General features: G+C 55.8%; 19 protein-coding genes and 1 tRNA gene. 6 read left to right on the top strand and 14 right to left on the bottom strand.

Features of this window, described 5'->3' with window-relative positions; all coding sequences use genetic code 11:
- The first annotated feature begins 119 nt into the window (after positions 1 to 119).
- Together AC2FLO_RS17010 and AC2FLO_RS17005 are read left to right on the top strand one after the other, a co-directional pair.
- Positions 120 to 881, top strand: coding sequence for a DUF6478 family protein (locus AC2FLO_RS17010; protein ID WP_480920814.1), 762 nt, complete (start codon positions 120 to 122; stop codon positions 879 to 881).
- A gap of 11 nt (positions 882 to 892) precedes the next feature.
- On the top strand, positions 893 to 1,252 hold the full coding sequence (locus AC2FLO_RS17005) for a hypothetical protein (RefSeq protein WP_496754392.1): 360 nt from the start codon (positions 893 to 895) through the stop codon (positions 1,250 to 1,252).
- 136 nt (positions 1,253 to 1,388) lie between these two features.
- Here AC2FLO_RS17005 and AC2FLO_RS17000 read toward each other — a convergent pair whose 3' ends face one another.
- The 7 genes from AC2FLO_RS17000 to AC2FLO_RS16970 form a co-directional block, all read right to left on the bottom strand.
- On the bottom strand, positions 1,389 to 2,729 hold the full coding sequence (locus AC2FLO_RS17000; protein ID WP_209507125.1) for a S41 family peptidase: 1,341 nt from the start codon (positions 2,727 to 2,729) through the stop codon (positions 1,389 to 1,391).
- A gap of 6 nt (positions 2,730 to 2,735) precedes the next feature.
- A complete protein-coding gene (locus AC2FLO_RS16995; protein ID WP_496754390.1) occupies positions 2,736 to 3,866 on the bottom strand; it encodes a murein hydrolase activator EnvC family protein in 1,131 nt (376 codons plus the stop codon).
- The gene (gene gpmI / locus AC2FLO_RS16990) at positions 3,863 to 5,380 is read right to left on the bottom strand and encodes a 2,3-bisphosphoglycerate-independent phosphoglycerate mutase (RefSeq protein WP_496754388.1); all 1,518 of its coding nucleotides are present in this window, start codon (positions 5,378 to 5,380) and stop codon (positions 3,863 to 3,865) included. The genes AC2FLO_RS16995 and gpmI overlap by 4 nt, the downstream gene beginning before the upstream one ends.
- Positions 5,381 to 5,483: 103 nt before the next feature.
- A complete protein-coding gene (locus tag AC2FLO_RS16985; RefSeq protein WP_496754386.1) occupies positions 5,484 to 7,154 on the bottom strand; it encodes a sulfatase-like hydrolase/transferase in 1,671 nt (556 codons plus the stop codon).
- 70 nt (positions 7,155 to 7,224) lie between these two features.
- Positions 7,225 to 7,461: a (Na+)-NQR maturation NqrM gene (nqrM, locus tag AC2FLO_RS16980; RefSeq protein WP_298849225.1), complete on the bottom strand. Its 237-nt coding sequence runs from the start codon at positions 7,459 to 7,461 to the stop codon at positions 7,225 to 7,227.
- Between the two features lie 15 nt (positions 7,462 to 7,476).
- Positions 7,477 to 8,502, bottom strand: a complete 1,026-nt coding sequence (locus AC2FLO_RS16975; RefSeq protein WP_496754384.1) for an FAD:protein FMN transferase — start codon at positions 8,500 to 8,502, stop codon at positions 7,477 to 7,479.
- A 66-nt stretch (positions 8,503 to 8,568) separates the two neighbouring features.
- Entirely contained in the window at positions 8,569 to 8,754 is a 186-nt protein-coding gene (locus AC2FLO_RS16970) for a hypothetical protein (RefSeq protein WP_496754382.1), read from the bottom strand.
- Positions 8,755 to 8,877: 123 nt separating this feature from the next.
- Here AC2FLO_RS16970 and AC2FLO_RS16965 point away from each other — a divergent pair, with 123 nt between their 5' ends.
- The gene (locus tag AC2FLO_RS16965) at positions 8,878 to 9,402 is read left to right on the top strand and encodes a CBS domain-containing protein (protein ID WP_496754381.1); all 525 of its coding nucleotides are present in this window, start codon (positions 8,878 to 8,880) and stop codon (positions 9,400 to 9,402) included.
- A 2-nt stretch (positions 9,403 to 9,404) separates the two neighbouring features.
- On the opposite strand, the gene AC2FLO_RS16960 is transcribed toward AC2FLO_RS16965, so the two are convergent.
- On the bottom strand, positions 9,405 to 10,169 hold the full coding sequence (locus AC2FLO_RS16960; RefSeq protein WP_496754379.1) for a metallophosphoesterase family protein: 765 nt from the start codon (positions 10,167 to 10,169) through the stop codon (positions 9,405 to 9,407).
- Between the two features lie 184 nt (positions 10,170 to 10,353).
- On the opposite strand from AC2FLO_RS16960, the gene AC2FLO_RS16955 reads away from it, so the two are divergent.
- Entirely contained in the window at positions 10,354 to 11,367 is a 1,014-nt protein-coding gene (locus tag AC2FLO_RS16955) for an NAD-dependent epimerase/dehydratase family protein (protein ID WP_496754377.1), read from the top strand.
- Positions 11,368 to 11,422: 55 nt separating this feature from the next.
- Here the strand turns inward: AC2FLO_RS16955 and nqrF are convergent, their stop codons facing one another.
- The 6 genes from nqrF to AC2FLO_RS16925 are packed head-to-tail and all read right to left on the bottom strand — an operon-like array spanning position 11,423 to position 17,286.
- Positions 11,423 to 12,646, bottom strand: coding sequence for an NADH:ubiquinone reductase (Na(+)-transporting) subunit F (nqrF, locus tag AC2FLO_RS16950; RefSeq protein ID WP_496754375.1), 1,224 nt, complete (start codon positions 12,644 to 12,646; stop codon positions 11,423 to 11,425).
- Between the two features lie 13 nt (positions 12,647 to 12,659).
- Positions 12,660 to 13,268, bottom strand: a complete 609-nt coding sequence (gene nqrE / locus AC2FLO_RS16945; RefSeq protein WP_209507136.1) for an NADH:ubiquinone reductase (Na(+)-transporting) subunit E — start codon at positions 13,266 to 13,268, stop codon at positions 12,660 to 12,662.
- Positions 13,268 to 13,921, bottom strand: a complete 654-nt coding sequence (locus AC2FLO_RS16940; protein WP_267365754.1) for an NADH:ubiquinone reductase (Na(+)-transporting) subunit D — start codon at positions 13,919 to 13,921, stop codon at positions 13,268 to 13,270. The genes nqrE and AC2FLO_RS16940 overlap by 1 nt, the downstream gene beginning before the upstream one ends.
- The gene (locus AC2FLO_RS16935) at positions 13,921 to 14,736 is read right to left on the bottom strand and encodes a Na(+)-translocating NADH-quinone reductase subunit C (RefSeq protein WP_496754373.1); all 816 of its coding nucleotides are present in this window, start codon (positions 14,734 to 14,736) and stop codon (positions 13,921 to 13,923) included. Before AC2FLO_RS16935 ends, AC2FLO_RS16940 begins: the two co-directional genes overlap by 1 nt.
- A complete protein-coding gene (locus tag AC2FLO_RS16930) occupies positions 14,729 to 15,937 on the bottom strand; it encodes an NADH:ubiquinone reductase (Na(+)-transporting) subunit B (RefSeq protein WP_496754371.1) in 1,209 nt (402 codons plus the stop codon). The genes AC2FLO_RS16935 and AC2FLO_RS16930 overlap by 8 nt, the downstream gene beginning before the upstream one ends.
- Before the next feature lie 5 nt (positions 15,938 to 15,942).
- The gene (locus tag AC2FLO_RS16925) at positions 15,943 to 17,286 is read right to left on the bottom strand and encodes a Na(+)-translocating NADH-quinone reductase subunit A (RefSeq protein WP_496754370.1); all 1,344 of its coding nucleotides are present in this window, start codon (positions 17,284 to 17,286) and stop codon (positions 15,943 to 15,945) included.
- 296 nt (positions 17,287 to 17,582) lie between these two features.
- Here AC2FLO_RS16925 and AC2FLO_RS16920 point away from each other — a divergent pair, with 296 nt between their 5' ends.
- Together AC2FLO_RS16920 and AC2FLO_RS16915 are read left to right on the top strand one after the other, a co-directional pair.
- Entirely contained in the window at positions 17,583 to 18,698 is a 1,116-nt protein-coding gene (locus tag AC2FLO_RS16920) for a THUMP domain-containing class I SAM-dependent RNA methyltransferase (RefSeq protein WP_496754368.1), read from the top strand.
- 118 nt (positions 18,699 to 18,816) lie between these two features.
- Positions 18,817 to 18,893: transfer RNA gene (locus tag AC2FLO_RS16915), tRNA-Pro, on the top strand.
- Positions 18,894 to 19,208 lie beyond the last annotated feature (315 nt).

The following is a 19,208-nucleotide window of genomic DNA, read 5'->3' as shown; positions in this document are numbered from 1 at the left end:
TCTTTTTTACGCTTAGCCACCAACCAGAAAACGTAGCGCTTAAGTAGTGTTTTTGTGATTGCGGGTTTATTCCTACTCATTTCTTTGACTAAAGAAGGACATTATCGGACGAAGAGACCATGCGCAGGATTCTGGATCGCTATATTCATCGCCGGACGCTCGGCCGCTGGCGCCGGGCCGTACAGCAGGCGCCAGATTCGGCGCAGGCCGAGTTGCGGGTGAAACGCGATCAGGCGCGCAGTCTGCGTGGGCAACTGGATCGCCTTATCCAACTGGCGGATGCGCGCTTGCTCCGCCCGAAAATGGGATCAACTCAGTTTCACCGGCCTGTCGGCACCGACTGGAGCTGGCGACCCGACCTGTGGCGCGCGCCGTTGTTGCAATCCGGCATGGCCTCTGTTCCCCGTAAAACGGTAATGGACGATCAGGTCAGCTTATTTCACGACTGCCCATTGACCGAAATCGCTGTACGGCAAATCCGCAACCGGGGGGCAAGTGATCTGGCCCCGTTCAGTCTGGAGGTCGAGGTCTTTGGCTTCGAGGGGTCGTTCCTGTCGGTATCAATCGATTTGCCGCGTGAGGTCGCCCGCGACCTGACACGCGAGCATCTGATCCGGTTGGAAACCCTGATTGACTGCGAGAAACCGTCTGGCGTGTTTGCACGTCTCAATGTTCAGCACGGGCCCAACATGGAGCAGGTTTTGCGGCAGCTAGACCCTTCTGACACCGTGAACGCAGTTGATTTCGACCTGGCTCACCTGCCTCTGAATGACCGTCGGATCGAAAAGATCTGGCTGGATCTTATTTTTGAGAAACCGCAGATGAACCGTATGAGTGTGCGAGACCTTACGTTTTGCCGCTTCCATCGCGCGGACTTGTGAGACGATCAAAGATGAAACAACCATCCCTGACTTTCATTCAGTTCGAAAACGGTATTTGGCACGGCCATGTTGAGGCCGAACGGCAACCAGATTTGGAGGTTCGATATCTGGGCAAAGCTCTGGAGGGTGTTGAGCTTTCGCCTACAGACAACGGATGGAACCTGTATGTTCAGGTACCCGTCACAGCCCTGTCCGAAGGCGTGCACAGCTTCGTCATAGTCGACGCAGGCAGTGTCGATAAACTTGGGAGTTTCTCCATAATGGCAGGAGAGCCCGCCGCCGATGATCTCAGGGCTGAAGTGGATCTTTTGCGCGCGGAGCTGGATATGCTGAAACGCGCTTTCCGACGGGTAAGCCGCGGAGACGGCTGAAACGCTTGCGAAATCGGATCATCCATTCGGTTATGCGCGCTCTGCGCGGCGCCTTCGGATTGCGCTGCTGGATGATGAAATGAAATCTCGCGAGACAGAAAGAAAAGGGCCGCGTTGTACGCGACCCATTGTTTTGTTATTGGGATGGCCCGTGCGGGGTGAACGCTGACAAGCCTTTGAGGATGTCTATGGCATATGCCAGTTGATAATCCTCTTTCCTCAGCTCAGCGGTTGCTTCGGCCCTTGCACGATCTTCCTCGATCTGGCGGATTTCATCCTCGCTCAGGCTGTCATTGTTCAGACTGCCGCGCAAGTCAGCTTCGGACCGGGTACGCCCGTTGCTCTCTTCCTCTTCTTCTGCAGGTGCAGGGCGAGGCTGTTCAACAATGATGTCCGGGCTGACGCCAAGGGCCTGGATTGATCGTCCTGATGGTGTGTAATAGCGCGATGTGGTCAGGCGCATAGCGCCGTCGCCGCGCAGCGGCATGACCGTCTGCACGGATCCTTTGCCAAAGCTCTTGGTGCCCACAACGATAGCGCGGCGATGATCCTGCAATGCACCGGCCACAATCTCGGATGCCGAGGCCGAGCCGCCATTGATCAGCACCACAATTGGCTTGCCTTCAGCCAGATCCCCAGGGGTAGCGTTGAACCGCTCACCCTCATTCGGGTCGCGGCCGCGCGTGGAAACAATTTCGCCTTCGTTCAGGAACGCGTCCGAGACTTTGATCGCTTGAGTCAAAAGGCCGCCTGGGTTGTTGCGCAGGTCCAGAACAAAACCGTTCACCTTGTCGATGCCACCCGCTTCGGCAATCTGTTCCTGCAATCCTTCCTGCAGGTTCGGGAAGGTCTGGTCGTTGAACGTGGTTACACGCAGCACGACACTGGTGCCTTCGGTCCGTGCGCGCACAGCGGTCAACTTGATTGTATCACGGATAATAGTGACATCGAAGGGATCAGGCTCACCCTCGCGTACGACGGTGATGATAATTTCGGATCCGACCGGGCCGCGCATCAGGTCAACCGCTTTGTCCAGCGTCAGGCCCAGAATACTTTCGCCGTCCACATGGGTAATGAAATCCCCGGCTTCGATTCCGGCTGCGTCGGCGGGGGTATCGTCAATAGGTGAGACGACTTTGACAAAGCCTTCTTCCTGCGTGACTTCGATACCCAACCCACCAAACTCACCCCGGGTCTGCACGCGCATCTGTTCGGCGTCGTCAGGAGAAAGATAACTCGAATGCGGATCAAGCGATGTCAACATGCCGTCAATGGCCGCCTCGATCAGTTCTTCCGGCTCAACCTCTTCGACATACTGGGCGCGGATACGTTCGAAAATGTCGCCGAACAAATCCAGCTGTTCATAGACGCTTGCCTTGTTCTCGGCCTCCTGCGCCAGCAGGGGTCCTGCGATCTGAGTTGTTGCAAGAATACCTGCCACAGTTCCAGCCAGACCGGCCACCACAAATTTCTTCATACGCGTTTATCCATCCTTGTCGGTCCGAAACCACGATTCCGGGTCCACGGGGCGATTGTCTTCTCTTACCTCTATATAGAGCGTTTCTGAGCGGTCAGTTCCAGTGCCATCACTGCTTGTTGACAAAATTGCGCCGATTTCCGGCATTTCACCGGGCATCAGACCAACTGGTGTGCCCTCTGGGATCACCTGACCGGTCTGGCCATAGACCTCCTGCAAACCGGAAAATACGAACAAAAGACCCGATTGAGGTTCAAGTATTATCAGGTTCCCCAGGTCCAGCAGCGGCCCGCGATAGCGAATTGTCGCAGCGGTTGGCGATGTGACCAAGGCGCGCGGGCGTGTACCTAAAATCAGGCCGGGGCGCGTGACACCAGCGGCGTCCGTTTCACCGGCCTTGTGCAGCAAGATGCCCTGTACCGGCATTGATATCCGGCCTTTCCTGTCCAAGATGCTGGCATTGCTGTCGAGGATCTCTCCTTCCGAGATCTCGGACAGACCACTTGCAAAACCATCCAGTGTTTCGGTCGACGAGATCAGAATGGCCGTACGTACCGGGTCTTCCACGAAACGGCGGGGCAAATCCGTGCGGTCGGCGATTGCCTCGCTCAGACGGGTACGGGCTTCCTGAACACCCATCAGACCCTCTGTCAAAGTTTCCGAGGCCTTTTGCTGCAAGACACGCAATGTCTGCACTTCATTCAGGTCCTGCGCCAGTTCCTGCGCGCTGGCGTTCAGGCCGGGGGTGACCTCGGACAGCATAATACCCGCGCGGGCAGCCCCCAGCGGGCCGGAGGGATGTAACATCAAAACGGGTGGTTCGGTCGTTTCAATGGTTTGCAGAACACCAAGCAATCGCCGGATTTCCTTTTCGCGCGTCCGCAACTCGGCACTCAGTTGCGCCTCGCGGGTAGCCGCTTGGCGCAATCCCACCCGCATCGCACCCAACCCGGCCTCATAGGCATGGATCGTCTCCGTAAGAGCATTGACCCGGTCCCGGGCGTCTTCGGCCTCGGACAACGCCATGGACGCCTGTTCGAGCATCTGCGCTGCATCCGAAGCAGCCTTGGAAGCGTCTGACTGGGCCAGCGCCGGCAAGGCCAAAAACAGACACACTGCCAGAGCAGCCGGTTTCATGACAGCAGGCTTTCCCCGTTCATTTCCGGGGGTTTAGGCAAACCCATCAGTTCAAGCAGGGTCGGGGCGAGATCGGACAAACGTCCTTGGCGCAATATAGAACCTTCTGGCCCGCCAACCAGCGCTACCGGAACAGGATTGAGCGTATGGGCCGTATGCGGGCCGCCGGTCACAGGATCAACCATGACTTCGCAATTACCATGATCGGCCGTGATAATCATCGCCCCCTTGACCTTTTCAAGAGCCGCAATGACTTGCGCCAACCCCTGATCGACGGCTTCACATGCTTTGATTGCGGCATTCAGATCACCTGTATGACCAACCATATCGGGATTGGCATAATTTGTAACAATCAGGTCATACCCGCCTTCGATGGCTTCAATAAACTTCGCCGTAACCTCTGCGGCCGACATTTCGGGCTGTAGATCGTAGGTCGCCACTTTCGGCGAGCTCGGCATAAAGCGGTCCTCACCTAGTTCGGGCGTCTCCTTACCGCCATTCAGAAAGAACGTAACATGCGGGTACTTCTCGGTTTCCGCCAGTCGAAACTGACGGAGCCCTTGCTTGGCGACCCACTCGCCCAACGCATTTACAATCGCGCGCTTTGGAAAAACCGTGGTCATGTAAGCATTATGCCCGTCAGAGTACTCGACCATGCCCAGCAGTGCTGAAAGCTTCGGGCGCGGTCCTGTCGCGAACTCGGAAAATCCGGGCTCTCCGATGGCGCGCAGGATTTCACGTGCACGGTCAGCGCGGAAGTTCAGGCAAAAGAAACCGTCGCCATCGTGAATACCGTCATATCCCGTCAATACGGTTGGTGTGACAAACTCGTCAGATTCGGACTGGTTATAGGCGTGATCAACCGCGCCATGGGCGCTGCTGGCTGTTCGGCCCTGCCCGTTGACCATTGCACCATATGCTTCACTGACACGCTCCCAGCGATTGTCGCGATCCATGGCAAAGTACCGCCCGCTCACGGTGACGATGCGTACGTTTTCGGGCAGGCGTTCTTCCAGCTCAGCGATGTAAGTCAGAGCTGACCTTGGCGCGACATCACGCCCGTCCGTCACTGCGTGCAGTGCAACCGGGACACCGGCATCCGTTATGGCAGTGGCTGCGGCAAGGATATGGTTCAGATGACCATGCACGCCTCCATCCGAGATCAACCCCATCAGATGCGCAGTACCGCCAACGGACTTAACACTGGCGATGAAAGCTTGCAGAGCTTCGTTTTCAAAGAATGTCCCGTCTTCAATGGAAAGGTCGATCTGGCCCAGATCCATGGCGACCACACGCCCTGCACCGATATTGGTGTGCCCGACCTCTGAGTTGCCCATCTGCCCGCTAGGCAGACCCACATCGGGGCCGTGGGTGATCAGGGTTGAATGCGGGCACTCAGACATGATCGCGTCAAACGTCGGCGTGTTTGCCAGATAGGGTGCGTTGGCTTTTGTGTCCTCGGACAGGCCCCAACCATCAAGAATGCACAGGACTACAGGTTTGGGGGTGGCCATTGATGTACTCCATTTGCTGCTCTTGGGTCACCTTCTATCCTTTGGACTTCGACGGGTGAACCGCCTTTTGCAATGATGTTCAATTATAACCAACACAGAGGTGTTAGTCCTTCAGATAGCTTTGGAAAGGGTGCGCCCTGCGATTGCGGTATTTGACTGTCAGATCCAGCGGCGCATCGTTTTCATCATAAACGCCCAGAACAACACCCCTGCCCCGGCTTTTGGTGCGCATTTCAATCAATTGCTGCTCGGACCGGGTCGTGCGCTGTGACGCCCGCCGCGTCCAGGCGAACAGGTGCTCGTACATTTCGGCGATTACACCGGCATGTTCGGCGCTGTCACCCAGATCGTTCAACTCATCAGGGTCGTTCTCCAAATCGAACAGGATTGGCCGGTACCCACCTTCACAATGGATCAGTTTCCATTTCTTACTTGCGACCATGAACATCACCGCATCGCGGACCGGCATGTCCAAAACATTTGCGATTGGCGAAGCCGAGTAGTCATATTCGCAGATCACCACATCGCGTTGCAGCGTGTCCACCTCCCCATAAAGGATGGGCAGCAGGGAGTGACCTTCCAGAATATGCGTCGCCACTTCCCCACCAGCCGCATCGACAAAGGTCGGTGCAAGGTCGATGGATTCTACAAGCGCATCGCTGACAGTGCCACGTGTCGCGTCCGCCTCGGGCGACGGGTCATAAATGATCAACGGCACTCTGGTTGAGGCGTCGTGGAAAAAGGTCTTTTCCCCCATCCAGTGATCGCCCAGAAAATCACCGTGGTCTGATGTCAACACGATCATCGTGTTTTCCATCCGCCCGGTTCTCTCCATCCAGTCCAGCAGGCGGCCCATCTGATCATCGGCTTGCTTGATCAGCCCCATATAGGCCGGGATAACCGCCTCACGCACATCCTGCCGCGAGAAGGTCTGGCCGATCTTTGTGTCCATGAAGGCTTTGAGCACGGGATGCGCATTCTGACGTTCCGCCTCGGATCGCACCACAGGCAACACATGTTCCGGCCCATACATCGAGGCGTATGGGTCCGGTACGATGTACGGCCAATGCGGCTTGATAAAGCTCAGATGACAGCACCACGGGCCATCATGCGTTTCCATGAACTCGATCCCGCGCCCGGTCAGATAGGGCGTTTCGCTGTCTTCCTCGGCAATATTCGCGGCTTCGGGTGAATTCTTCAGAAACCAGCCAGACAGAACGTTCCCATCCGCATCCAGTCCGGAATTGGCAAAGTCATGCCAGGGATTGTCACTCTCATACCCCTTTGCTTTCAGGAACTTGTTGTATTCCTTTGCCCCGTCCGGGTCATAATACCCATCCGGACCTTCGGGCAGCATACCGTCATCCCGTTCATATACGTCAAACCCACATTCGGCGACGCGCGCACCTATCAAGCTGTCAGGTTCCAGACCAAGCCGCGCCATCCCTTCGGCGTCTGCACGCATATGGGTTTTGCCGACCAGCCAGCAATCCATCCCCGCCTTACGCAGGTGATCACCCATCGTTATCTCGCCGACTTTCAACGGAATTCCGTTCCACGACGCGCCGTGAGAATGCACATAGCGCCCTGTATAGGTGGACATGCGCGAACTGCCGCAGATTGGTGACTGGATATAGGCCCTGTCAAAACGGACACCTTTGGCGGCCAGCCGATCTATGTTGGGGGTGTGCAGATGTGGATGCCCGTAGCAGCTCAGGTAATCCCAGCGCAGCTGGTCGAACATGATGAACAGGATATTTTTTGCCTTGGCCAACGCAATGCTCCCCAAACCTTACGGAGACCTAGTTAGCATTTCCACCCACAGAGCGAAGCAAAACTTCTCTTCAGGCCTGACGTTCCATCTGTTCCAGCATCTTCTTGGCGCGCTTGCATTGCAGTTGATCGCGCAACGGGCTGTCGGGGTCCACGTCTTTCTGGCAGACAACGCACTTATCAGCACCGGAAATAGCGTTCAGGCCGCCACAACTGCCTTTGATGGTCTTGCCCATCAGCATAACGCCCAGTGACATACCAACCATGACGAGGGCGAGAAGAATGAAGGCCAGAATAAAAGTGCTCATCTTGGTTCCTACCTGTCAGTTGGTACCCAAAGCGTCTTTGAACGCTGTGCTGTGCGCCGTAATATAGGCTTCATCGCCGCCTGTCACATCCCGTGAGATGAAATACACGGCAAGTTTATGCTCTTCTGCCAGTTTCAGGCCCTTTTCCTGACCCAAAGCCAGCATCGCAGTAGCCCAGGCATCGGCCATCATCGCGTTTTCCGCCAGAACCGTGACCGAGGTTGTCCGGTGCGTGATCGGGCGACCAGTGGTCGGATCGATGATATGCGAATAGCGCACACCGTCATGTTCGAAGTAATTCTTGTAGTCGCCCGAGCTGGCCATACCCCGGTTATTCAGCGACACGATCAACTGAATGCTCTGACTGCCGGTCTCCGGTTTTTCGATACCGATCCGCCAGGCTTCACCCTGTTCGTTCTGGCCTTGTGCGACCAGATCACCACCAATCTCAACCAGGTAATTCTCGATCCCTGCATCATGCAAAGTTTCAGCAACCGCATCGATGCCATAGCCCTTGGCAATAGCCGACAGGTTGATACCCACACTGGCGTCAGATTTCGCAAGAGTGCCGGCGTCGGTGTCGAGTGTCAGCAAACGGCTTTGTCCAACGCCGCTGAGAGCGGTTTCGATTTCGGCGTCCGAGGGCACTGGATCTTCAGGCTTGCGGGGGCCAAAACCCCATAGCTCGATAAGCGGCCCCAGCGTTACGTCGAACGCGCCGTCGGTTTTTTCGTGTACGTCGTTGGCCGCCGCGATGACCAAAGCGAACTCATCCGAGACAGATATCGGATCTGTACTGTTCGAGGCCGAAAACTCAGAGACCTCGGACTTCGGATCCCAGTTGGACATCTTGGCATTGACCTCTGCCAGTGTCTTCTCAATCGAGTTTGCCAGTTTGCTCTCGTCCAGATCGTCGCCAATGGCGGTGACATTAAAGGTTGTCCCCATTGTTTCGCCGGACAGGCGGACCACTTCGGGTTCTTTGTCGAAGAGACAACCGGAAAGAAAGGCAACAAGGGCCACTGACGGCAAAAGACGCATGGGGCGAGCTCCGGGAAATTCTGTGCCCGGCATATGCCAGCGCCCTCTGCCAGAGTCAAATCCACATCACAGCTTTAGAGGTAAGAAACCCAGCATCAACAGGCCGATTCCTGCTGGCAGCCCAAACAGCCACGCCCGCTTCTGCCATCCCGGTGCCTGCTGTTTCCAAACCATGCGAAAGTTGTGACCACACACGACGACCACAAAGAAGATCAGAGCGGCTACGGGTGGGGTAAGATAGAGTTCACTCACAAGCTTGATCGTCCTTTGTTGACCACAGATTTCGCGCATTCGAGCAATTGCACCCTATACAGGTCGTTTAGCTGCGCTAAGGTGAAAGGGAAAGACGTTGCAAGAACCATAAGGAGATTGCCCATGGCCCCAACCTCTTACCAGTCACCAACACGCGGCGACAAGGCAGACAAGACGACCTACAGCCAATCGGCAGAATCGAACTTGTCGCACTCGCAGACCACCGTGGCCAAACTGCTTGAGGGAAAAGGGGACGCGGTGTTTTCGGTGCGACCAAACGATACCATCCATTCGGTGGTCAACACGCTCAAGGAAAAGCGGATCGGTGCCGTTTTGGTGACGGATCAAAACGGGGCCTTGCAAGGCATCCTGTCGGAACGTGACATCGTGCGGCGCATGGCTGACACACCGGGACAGACCTTGCCGCAATCGGTCGAAGACCTGATGACCAAGGAGGTCAAGGCCTGCACACCTGACGATCTGCTGAATGACGTGCTGAAAACCATGACCGAAGGGCGTTTCCGCCATATGCCGGTTCTGCGTGATGGCAATTTGTGCGGTGTCATCACTATCGGTGACGTGGTGCATTTCCGTCTGAGGGAATTGGAGTATGAAGCGCTTCGCATGAAGCAGATGATCGTAGGATAGTTTCAACCGGTTGAAAAAAACCTGACACTGCCGCCGTCTATTTCAGCGGCAGTTAATCTGCCTGAGGCAAAGGCACCTGTATCGATCGACACAACCCGGTTTCTAACCTGGGGGTGGCTTACAATAGTATGACCGTGAACAACCCATTGCGCGTCGCTGCGTGCAAGCCGCGGAAACATCGGATGACCCCAAAGACAGATCTGGCGATCCTGGGATTGAATGGATTGCCGCGGATCAAGTGCCGCGTGGACAAAGGTGACGTTGCCCCTGGTCCAGGTCAGCGGCAGATTTGCAAGCCAGTCCAGCAAGCTGTCGCCCATCTTGTGCCGCAGACGCTCTGCCAGTTCAGGCAGATGCTTGCCACTGTCCAACTCGTCGGGACATTCGAGACCGAAAGATGCCAAAGTTTCCGCTCCGCCGTTATGAAACCAAAGCCTGGCGTATCGTTCCGGGTCGTTTACAAATTGCAGCAGCATCTCTTCGTGATTGCCAAGCAGGCATTGCACCCGCCCGTCTGACGCCTCACTCAGGTGATGCAAATGCCGCAGTACCTGCGCGCTGTATGCCCCCCGATCGATGTAATCGCCCAGAAAGACCAGCGGGCTTTGATCGTCGAGTCGTGGCAAAACCGCCTGAAGCAAATCAAGACGGCCGTGAATATCACCGACAGCTGTCACCTTTTCCGCGGGTGCCACGTCGCATGGCATCGCATTGGTGCTTTCCTTCGCCGCGGATTGGAACCGCCGTCTGATCCAGTCTTTTATCATGGCATTTGATCCCTACCCGCCCTGCGTAGTGGTCGCAATCAACAACTGTTTGAGTAGGCAAAGTGTTGACCACGAGCCTTAGATTGTCCGATATGGCCCGCAGGATGTTCGCAAGCAGTTGATCTGATGATAGGATCAACGTCTTTCGATCAGCGATGAATTTGCAGTGAGTTCTGAGGGTTTTATGAAACGAGTTTTGATTACAGGTTCTGCCGGGTTCATCGGATTCCATCTGGCCAAATTGCTTCTGGCAGAAGGGTTTCAGGTACATGGCTATGACGGGATGACCGACTATTATGATGTGACCCTGAAACAGCGTCGACATCAGATACTGCTTCAAACCCCGGGATTTACGGCAACTGAAGACCGTTTGGAAAACTTTGACCGTCTTGTGCAGGTCGCTGAGGAGTTTCAGCCCGATGTCATCGTCCATCTGGCCGCGCAGGCAGGCGTGCGGCACAGCCTTGAATATCCTCGCAGCTATATCGAGTCGAACGTTGTGGGCACGTTCAATGTGATGGAAATCGCGCGTCAACATAAAGTGGAACACCTTTTGATGGCGTCGACCTCATCAATCTACGGTGCAAACGAGGACATGCCGTTCATCGAAACAGAAAAAGCCGACACCCAACTGACGATCTACTCCGCCACCAAAAAGGCGAATGAGGCGATGGGGCATTCCTATGCCCATCTGTGGGATTTGCCGACCACCATGTTTCGGTTTTTTACCGTTTACGGCACTTGGGGGCGCCCCGATCTGGCCTATTTCAAATTCGTCGCTGCGATACTGGATGGCAGACCAATCGACATCTACAATCATGGCGACATGTATCGCGACTTCACGCATGTAGAAGACCTTGTGCGTGGGATCAGGTTGCTGATCGATGTTCCGCCGGTCCGCCCGACCAGCCGCGCGGATATCGAAGATGGTGACAGCTTGTCGCCCGTTGCACCGTACCGCATCGTCAACATTGGCAACGGAGACAAGGTGCGTCTGATGGATTTCATAGAAGCCATCGAAAAGGCTGTTGGCCAGAAAGCGGTCAAAAACTTCATGCCAATGCAGATGGGCGATGTTCATGCCACCTGGGCTGACAATCGGCTGCTGCAGCGGCTGACGAATTATCGCCCGCAGACCGACCTGAAGGACGGTATCGCGCAGTTCGTCGCCTGGTATCGGGACTACTACGGAAAATAGGTCGATCTGGCGCCGGAATGAAAAAAACCGGCGCACACAGCGCCGGTTACTTTAGTTACCCGCCAAAATCGTCGAGCATGATGTCTTCGCGATCCACGCCCAGATCCAGCAGCATGTTGATAACCGACTGGTTCATGATTGGCGGCCCACACATGTAGTATTCACAATCCTCGGGTGCAGGGTGGTTCTTGAGGTATTCTTCGAACAGAACGTTGTGGATGAAGCCGGTATAGCCTTTCCATTCATCCTCGGGCTGGGCATCCGACAGAGCGACATGCCATTCAAAATTGTCGAACTCTTCCGCCAGTTGGTCGAAATCCTCGACAAAGAACATCTCTTTCTTGGACCGCGCACCGTACCAGAAACTGATCTTGCGGTCGCGGTTCTCAAGGCGTTTGAGCTGGTCAAAGATGTGGCTGCGCATCGGTGCCATACCGGCGCCACCACCGATGAAGACCATTTCCTTCTTGGTTTCACGTGCGAAAAACTCGCCAAATGGACCCGAGATTGTGACTTTGTCGCCTGGCTTCAGGTTGAAGATGTAGGATGACATCTGACCCGGAGGAATTCCTTCTGAGCCCGGAGGCGGTGAAGCTACCCGAACATTAAGCATGATCATGCCCTTTTCATCCGGATAGTTGGCCATCGAATAGGCGCGCTCGATAGGTTCGTTCACAACCGACTCGTATTGCCACAGATTGAAGCGATCCCAATCCTCGCGATATTCTTCCTGCACGTCGAAATCAGTGTATTTCAACTGATGAGCAGGCGCTTCGATCTGGATGTAGCCCCCGGCACGGAAATTCACGTCCTCGCCTTCGGGCAGGTCCAGCGTAAGGGCCTTGATAAAGGTCGCAACGTTGTCGTTCGAGCGAACTGTGCATTCCCATTTCTTGACGCCAAAGACCTCTTCTGGAACCTCGATTTCCATGTCCTGTTTCACCGCTACCTGACAGGACAGACGGTCGCCACAGGATGCTTCGCGCTTTGTAATGTGACTTTCTTCGGTCGGCAGGATCGAACCGCCACCCGAATGCACTTTCACGCGGCACTGGGCACAGGTACCACCACCACCGCAAGCTGACGGAACAAACAGTTTTTCGGCCGCCAATGTTTGCAGCAGTTTGCCACCCGCAGGAACCGAGATAGTCTTTTCACCGTTGATGGTGATGTTGACGTCGCCGGTCGACACCAGCTTGGAACGTGCAGCCATGATGATGGCCACCAGCGCCAGAACAATCAGGGTGAACAGGGCAACGCCGAGCGAAAAGGTTTCCATTCTCTCGCCCCCCTTACAGTTTCACGCCTGAGAAGGACATAAAGGCCATCGCCATCAACCCGGCGGTGATAAAGGTGATACCCAGCCCCTGAAGCCCGTCCGGCACATCCGAGTACTTCAGCTTTTCGCGCACGCCTGCCATCGCGGTGATCGCCAGCGCCCAGCCAAAACCGGATGAGATGCCATAGGTGGTCGCCTCGGCAAAATTATAGTCGCGTTCGACCATGAACAGCGAACCACCCAGAATGGCACAGTTCACAGTGATCAAAGGCAGGAAGATCCCCAGCGCGTTGTAGAGCGGCGGGAAATACTTATCGAGGATCATCTCGAGGATCTGAACCATCGCTGCGATAACGCCGATATAGGAAATCAGCCCAAGAAAGGTCAGATCCACATCCGGGAACCCGGCCCATGCCAATGCGCCCGGTTTCAGCAGGAAGGACAACAACAGGTTGTTGGCGGGCACGGTGATCGCCTGCACCACCATGACTGATATTCCCAGTCCGATGGCAGTCGAGATCTTTTTCGACACGGCGATGAAGGTACACATGCCAAGGAAAAAGCTGAGCGCGAGGTTTTCGATAAAGACCGCCTTCACGGCCAGAGAGATAAGCCCTTCCATCAGTGCGCCTCTACCTGCTGGATTTTGTATTCACGTTCTTCGACCTGGTTCGGCTTCCACGTGCGGAAAGCCCAGATCAGCAGGCCGATCACGAAAAACGCCGAAGGTGGCAGCAGCAACAGGCCGTTGGGTACGTACCAACCGCCATTGTTGACCGTTTGCAGGATCGTAACGCCGAACAGGCTGCCCGATCCGAACAACTCGCGGATGATGCCCACCAGCATCAGGATCAGGCCATAGCCCATGCCGTTGCCCAGACCGTCGATGAACGACGCCACCGGCGGGTTCTTCATGGCGAATGCCTCGGCGCGGCCCATTACGATGCAGTTGGTGATGATCAGGCCGACAAACACCGACAGCGTCTTGGAAATCTGAAAAGCATAAGCTTTGAGGATTTGATCCACCAAGATCACCAGCGAGGCGATGATCACCATCTGCACGATGATCCGGATCGAGCCCGGGATCTGGTTGCGCAGCATCGAGATGAACATCGACGAAAACGCCGTCACCGACGTCACCGCTATGGCCATGACAAAGGCCACTTGCAGTGATGACGTTACAGCCAGTGCCGAACAGATACCCAGCACCTGCAAGGTGATCGGGTTGTTGTCGACAAGGGGGTCGACTAGCAGCTCTTTCTTGGTCTGCGACATCAGATCTCTCCTGCTTGCAACTTGGCCAGGAACGGCGCGTAACCCGCATCGCCCATCCAGAATTTCACAAGGTTGTCGACCCCGCGCGATGTCAGGGTCGCGCCCGCCAGCGCATCTACGAAAAACTCAGGCCCGGCCGCTGGTTGTGACTTGGCGACGGTGATCTGCAAGGCGCCCGCGTCATCATGCAGTTTCTTGCCGCTCCACAACGCCTTCCAACGCGGATTGTCCACCTCAGCACCCAGACCTGGCGTTTCACCATGCTGATAGAATTGCAGGCCGAAAATGTCGTTGCCGTTCTTTTCGAGCGCGATGAAACCATAAAGCGTGGACCACAACCCATAGCCATGCAGCGGCAGGATCACCTTGTCCAACGCTCCGCTGTCGTCGCGCAGCAGATAGATGACCCGATACTTTGCCTTGCGACCAATGCCTGCGGGGTCATCGTCAAGGGCAACACTTAATTCCGGATCACTGGCAGCGGCCAGATCGTCAAAGGTGGCTGGGTCGAACTGATCGTCCGCAAATTCGCCCGTCGCCAGATCCAGAACATGAGGTTCGAACGCGGCAAAGGCCTGACTGACATCGATGCCAGGTTCATACACACCCGCCACTTGCAGGATATTGACCTGCTTGTCCTTCAGCTTGTTGGCCTCCTGCACCGGGCGCAGGCTGACTGCCGCAGCCGACACGATCATCGAGGCAACGAGACAAACCGCAACAGCGATGAAGATCGTTTTGCCAACCGAATCCGGCGAGGCCGCCAGAAACCGGGCAATCGCGCCCTTGCGTTCATGGGATTGCGTATCAGACATGGCGACGCGCCCTCCGTTTGATGTTGGCCTGAACGACAAAATAGTCGATCAGCGGTGCAAAGACGTTGCCGAACAGAATGGCCAGCATCATACCTTCGGGGAAGGCTGGGTTAATCACACGAATTAACACAACCATGACACCAATCAGTGCACCATAGATATAGCGCCCGACATTGGTGTGGCTTGCCGAGACCGGCTCGGTCACCATGAAAGCCAGACCAAAGGCGTAACCGCCCAACACGACATGCCAGTACCATGGCATTGCGAACATCGGGTTCGTCTCAGATCCGATCAGGTTCAACAGCCAGGTGAACGCAATTGTGCCCGCCAGACATCCCAAAATCAGCCGATAGTTGGCAATCTTGGTGATCAGCAGGAAGGCCAGACCGATCAGGCAGGCCAGAGTCGAGGTTTCCCCGATACTGCCCTGAATGGTGCCGTAAAACGCGCTCCACCAGGTGATACCGTCAGCGGCCAGTGCCTGGTAGCCTTCGGCAGCCGAAACAGCCAGAGCCGTCGCCCCGGAAAACCCGTCAACCGGGGTCCAGACTGCATCGCCCGACATCTGCGCGGGATAGGCGAAATACAAAAACGCCCGCCCCACCAAGGCAGGGTTGAGGAAGTTCTTACCAGTGCCGCCGAATACCTCTTTGCCGATGACAACACCAAAGATAATTCCCATAGCAACCTGCCACAGAGGCGTGGTTGCAGGCATGATCAGGGCGTAAAGCATCGAAGTGACAAGAAAGCCTTCATTCACCTCATGCCCGCGGACGGTTGCGAAAATGACTTCGAAAATACCGCCTGCCACCAGCGTGACAATATAGATTGGCAGGAAGTACATAAGCCCGTGCATGACATTGGCAAAAATGCTGTCCGGACTAAGCGAGATGCCAAAAACCTGAAGAACTGCAATCCGCCAGCCGGTTGCAGACTCTGGGCCAAGCGCGGAAATGGCCGAGTTTGCCTGATAACCGGTGTTCCACATTCCCCACAGGATGCACGGAATAGTAGCAATCACGACATACGTCATGATCCGCTTCATATCCACGTAAGACCGCGCATGAGGAGCAACGGTGGTTACGGTTTTCGGAGTGTAGATGAAGCTTTCCACCATCTCGTAGATCGGAAAAAGCTTCTCGTACTTGCCGCCCTTGGTAAAGTTCGGCTCGATCCGGTCAAAGAAGTTACGCAATCCCATTCGGATCAGCCCTCCTTTTCAATCTTGTTCAGGCAATCGCGCAGCGCCAGCCCGTATTCGTATTTCGCCGGACAGGCAAAGCCCACAAGGCCCAGATCCTCTTCGTCCAGTTCAAGCGCACCCAGTGCCTGTGCTGTATCCGTATCCATCACCAGCAAGGCCCGAAGCAATTGTGTGGGCAGGTAATCCTGCGGCATCATCTCCTCGAACACGCCTGTTGGCACCATTGCACGGCGGCCACCGTTCAGGTTGGACGTGAAAGCATAGAGTTTCCTGGAAAAGGCCGAGCCCAATACCGGCTGGACGGAATACTTGGAAGGCATTGGTCGGATCCAGCCCATCGGAATCTGATCGTGATCCTCTCGGATGATACAGATCTGACGGGCAAACCGCCCCAGATATGCGGTCGGACCGTCGGCATGCTCACCCGACAGGATCGAACCCGAGATAATACGGGGCGTTCCGTCCACACTTACTTCACCTCGTGTCAAGTCGTCCGTGGACGCGCCCATCACAGTGCGGATCAAACGCGGCTGACGCGCACCGGGCCCGGTCAAGGCGATCACAACACTCGGATCCAGACGCCCGGTCTGCATCAGGCGGCCAATCGCGATGGTGTCCTGATAACCGATAGTCCAGACTCGCTTTTCCCCCGCAATCGGTTCGAGGAAGTGAATATGCGTTCCGGCCAAACCAGATGGATGTGGACCGGAAAACGCCACGGCCTCGACACCGGCAACATCCGCGCCGGGGATCGTGTCGCCTTGTTTCTGGCAAAGATAGGTTTTGCCCTCGGTCAGCTTGCTGATTGCTGCCAACCCAGCGGCAAAGGCCTCGGGTGCCTCGGCAATGATCGTGGCGGCATCAGCCGCCAATGGGTCACTGTCCATGGCTGTCACGAAAATCGCGTTCGGTTTGGCACCGGGTTCCGGCGTTTTCGAATAAGGCCGCGTGCGGAATGAAGTCCATAGACCAGCGGCGCACAGTTTTGCAGTCACGCCTTCGGCGCTATGCGCATCGCCCACGCTCGAAAAATCCAAGCCCGTGTCATTGGTGTCGGACACTTCGATGACGACGCTCTGCAACACCCTGCGGGCACCCCGGTTGATGGCAACAATCTTACCAGTCACCGGTGCGACCATCATCGCGTCAGGCGCATCTTTGTGACAAAAGAGCGGCGTACCCCGCTCGACACTATCACCTTCCTGCACCAGCATCTTTGGCTTCAGGCCAATGTAATCCCCACCCAGAACGCCAACGGTCGAATATTCCGGACCCGGATGAATGGTTTGGTCGGGAGCGCCTTCCACTGGCAGGTCCAACCCTTTTTTAAGTTTGAAAGTTTGCATGCCGCTACGTTCTTCCAAGCCTCTTTCCTGCGCCAGCCCTGCCGACACCCTTTAGGGGTCATGCAATAACGCGGTTTTTTCCGGTGCCCATCGCAAAAGCGTCGAAACGGGTCCAAATTCCGCAGGCGTATTTCTGATCACGGACCCTTTACGCGCGGATGCCCGCAAACGCAAACCTGTTACCGCCGAAAGTTAAGATCAAACTGCAAAATCTTGGAGTTTTCCCTCAAGATGGCCAAAAATACGGGTCAAAATTGCGTGTCGCGCCCGCTGAACTTCCAGTGTAAGCAACCGGAATGAAAAAAGACACAGACTTCGAAATCTTTCTGATTGCCACCCCGGGCCTTGAAGCCCCCCTCTGTGCCGAGGCGCAGTCCAACGGGTTCGCTCAGGTCAAGACGATTCCAGGGGGTGTCATTTGCCGTGGTTCGTGGTCCGAGGTCTGGCGCGCCAACCTGACCTTACGCGGTGCAAACAAGGTTCTGGTTCGTCTGGGCAGTTTTCCTGCCGTGCATTTAGCCCAATTGGACAAACGTGCGCGCAAATTCCCGTGGGGCGAGTTCCTGCGCTCCGATGTTCCGGTCAAAGTCGAGGCCACCAGCCGCAAATCCAGAATATATCATGCCGGTGCCGCACGGCAGAGAGTTGAACAAGCGATATCCGAAACTCTGGGCGCTCCGATATCTTCCGACGCCGATGTCAGGATCTTGCTGAGAATCGAAAAGGACATCTGTACATTTTCCGTCGACAGTTCTGGAGAGCTTTTGCACAAGCGTGGTCATAAAGAAGCAATTGCCAAAGCGCCAATGCGCGAAACGATGGCAGCCATGTTTCTGCGTGACTGCGGTTTTAGCGGCAATGAACCGGTGTTGGACCCGATGTGCGGTTCGGGTACTTTCGTGATCGAAGCCGCCGAGATTGCCCTGGGGCTGCGCCCTGGTCGGTCCCGCAGTTTTGCGTTTGAAAACCTTGCGGGCTTCGACCCTGACCGCTGGCAAGACATGCGCAGCGAGTCAGAGGTCGCTGAGTGTTTTCTCACCTTCTGTGGCTCTGACCGCAACGCCGGAGCTATCGAAGCCGCAACAGCCAACGCCCATAGAGCGCAGGTTAACGCCAACACGCGTTTTCAACAGCTTTCCGTCAGTGACATCAAACCCCCTGCGGGACCCGCCGGGCTGGTCATTGTGAACCCTCCCTACGGGGCGCGAATTGGAGATGAAAAGCGTCTGCGCTCTGTCTACGGAGCCTTGGGTAAATCTTTGATGAGCCGGTTTCGAGGATGGCGTGTTGGGATTGTGACCAGCGCTCCGGCTTTGGCTCGGGCGACCCGCCTGCCTTTGCTGGCGCCCGGTCCGGTCGTGGACCACGGAGGCACCAAGATCCGTCTGTACAAAACGGATCCGCTGCCATGAGAGTCGCGTGACCTGTTTAGCCCGTCCGTTACCGATCCAAAGACGGAAGATTAGGATGATCGCTTCTCAAAATCCTCTTGCGCATCGGCAAAGCCGCGTATAGATCACCCGCCACGGTCGGAGTGTAGCTCAGCCTGGTAGAGCACTGTCTTCGGGAGGCAGGGGCCGGAGGTTCGAATCCTCTCACTCCGACCAATAAAAGCATTAAAGATCATAGCCTTGTCGCTTTTTCACAACCTCCTTGAATGAAGCTCTTCGTGCCAAAATGGCATGAAAAATCAACAGAGTTCAGAGAACATGGAACATTTGCGGCTTACAAACTACGTTTCTTCATCCACTCATCAGCCTGATTTCCGGCTGCGCAAGCGGCCCGAAAACGAAATCTGGGAAATCGTATGGACCGACGAAAACGGTAGCGTTAAGCGAAGGTCTACTAGGGTCAGGACTCATAGCCAATAGATGACGGTGGCCGCCAGTGCGATGGCTGATAGGAAGACCTTTGGGCACCTG

The sequence above is a fragment of the Ruegeria sp. TASC047 genome, assembly GCF_059612445.1.
Note: the sequence above shows the minus strand (reverse complement) of the source record. Positions and strands in the feature narration are given on the sequence as shown.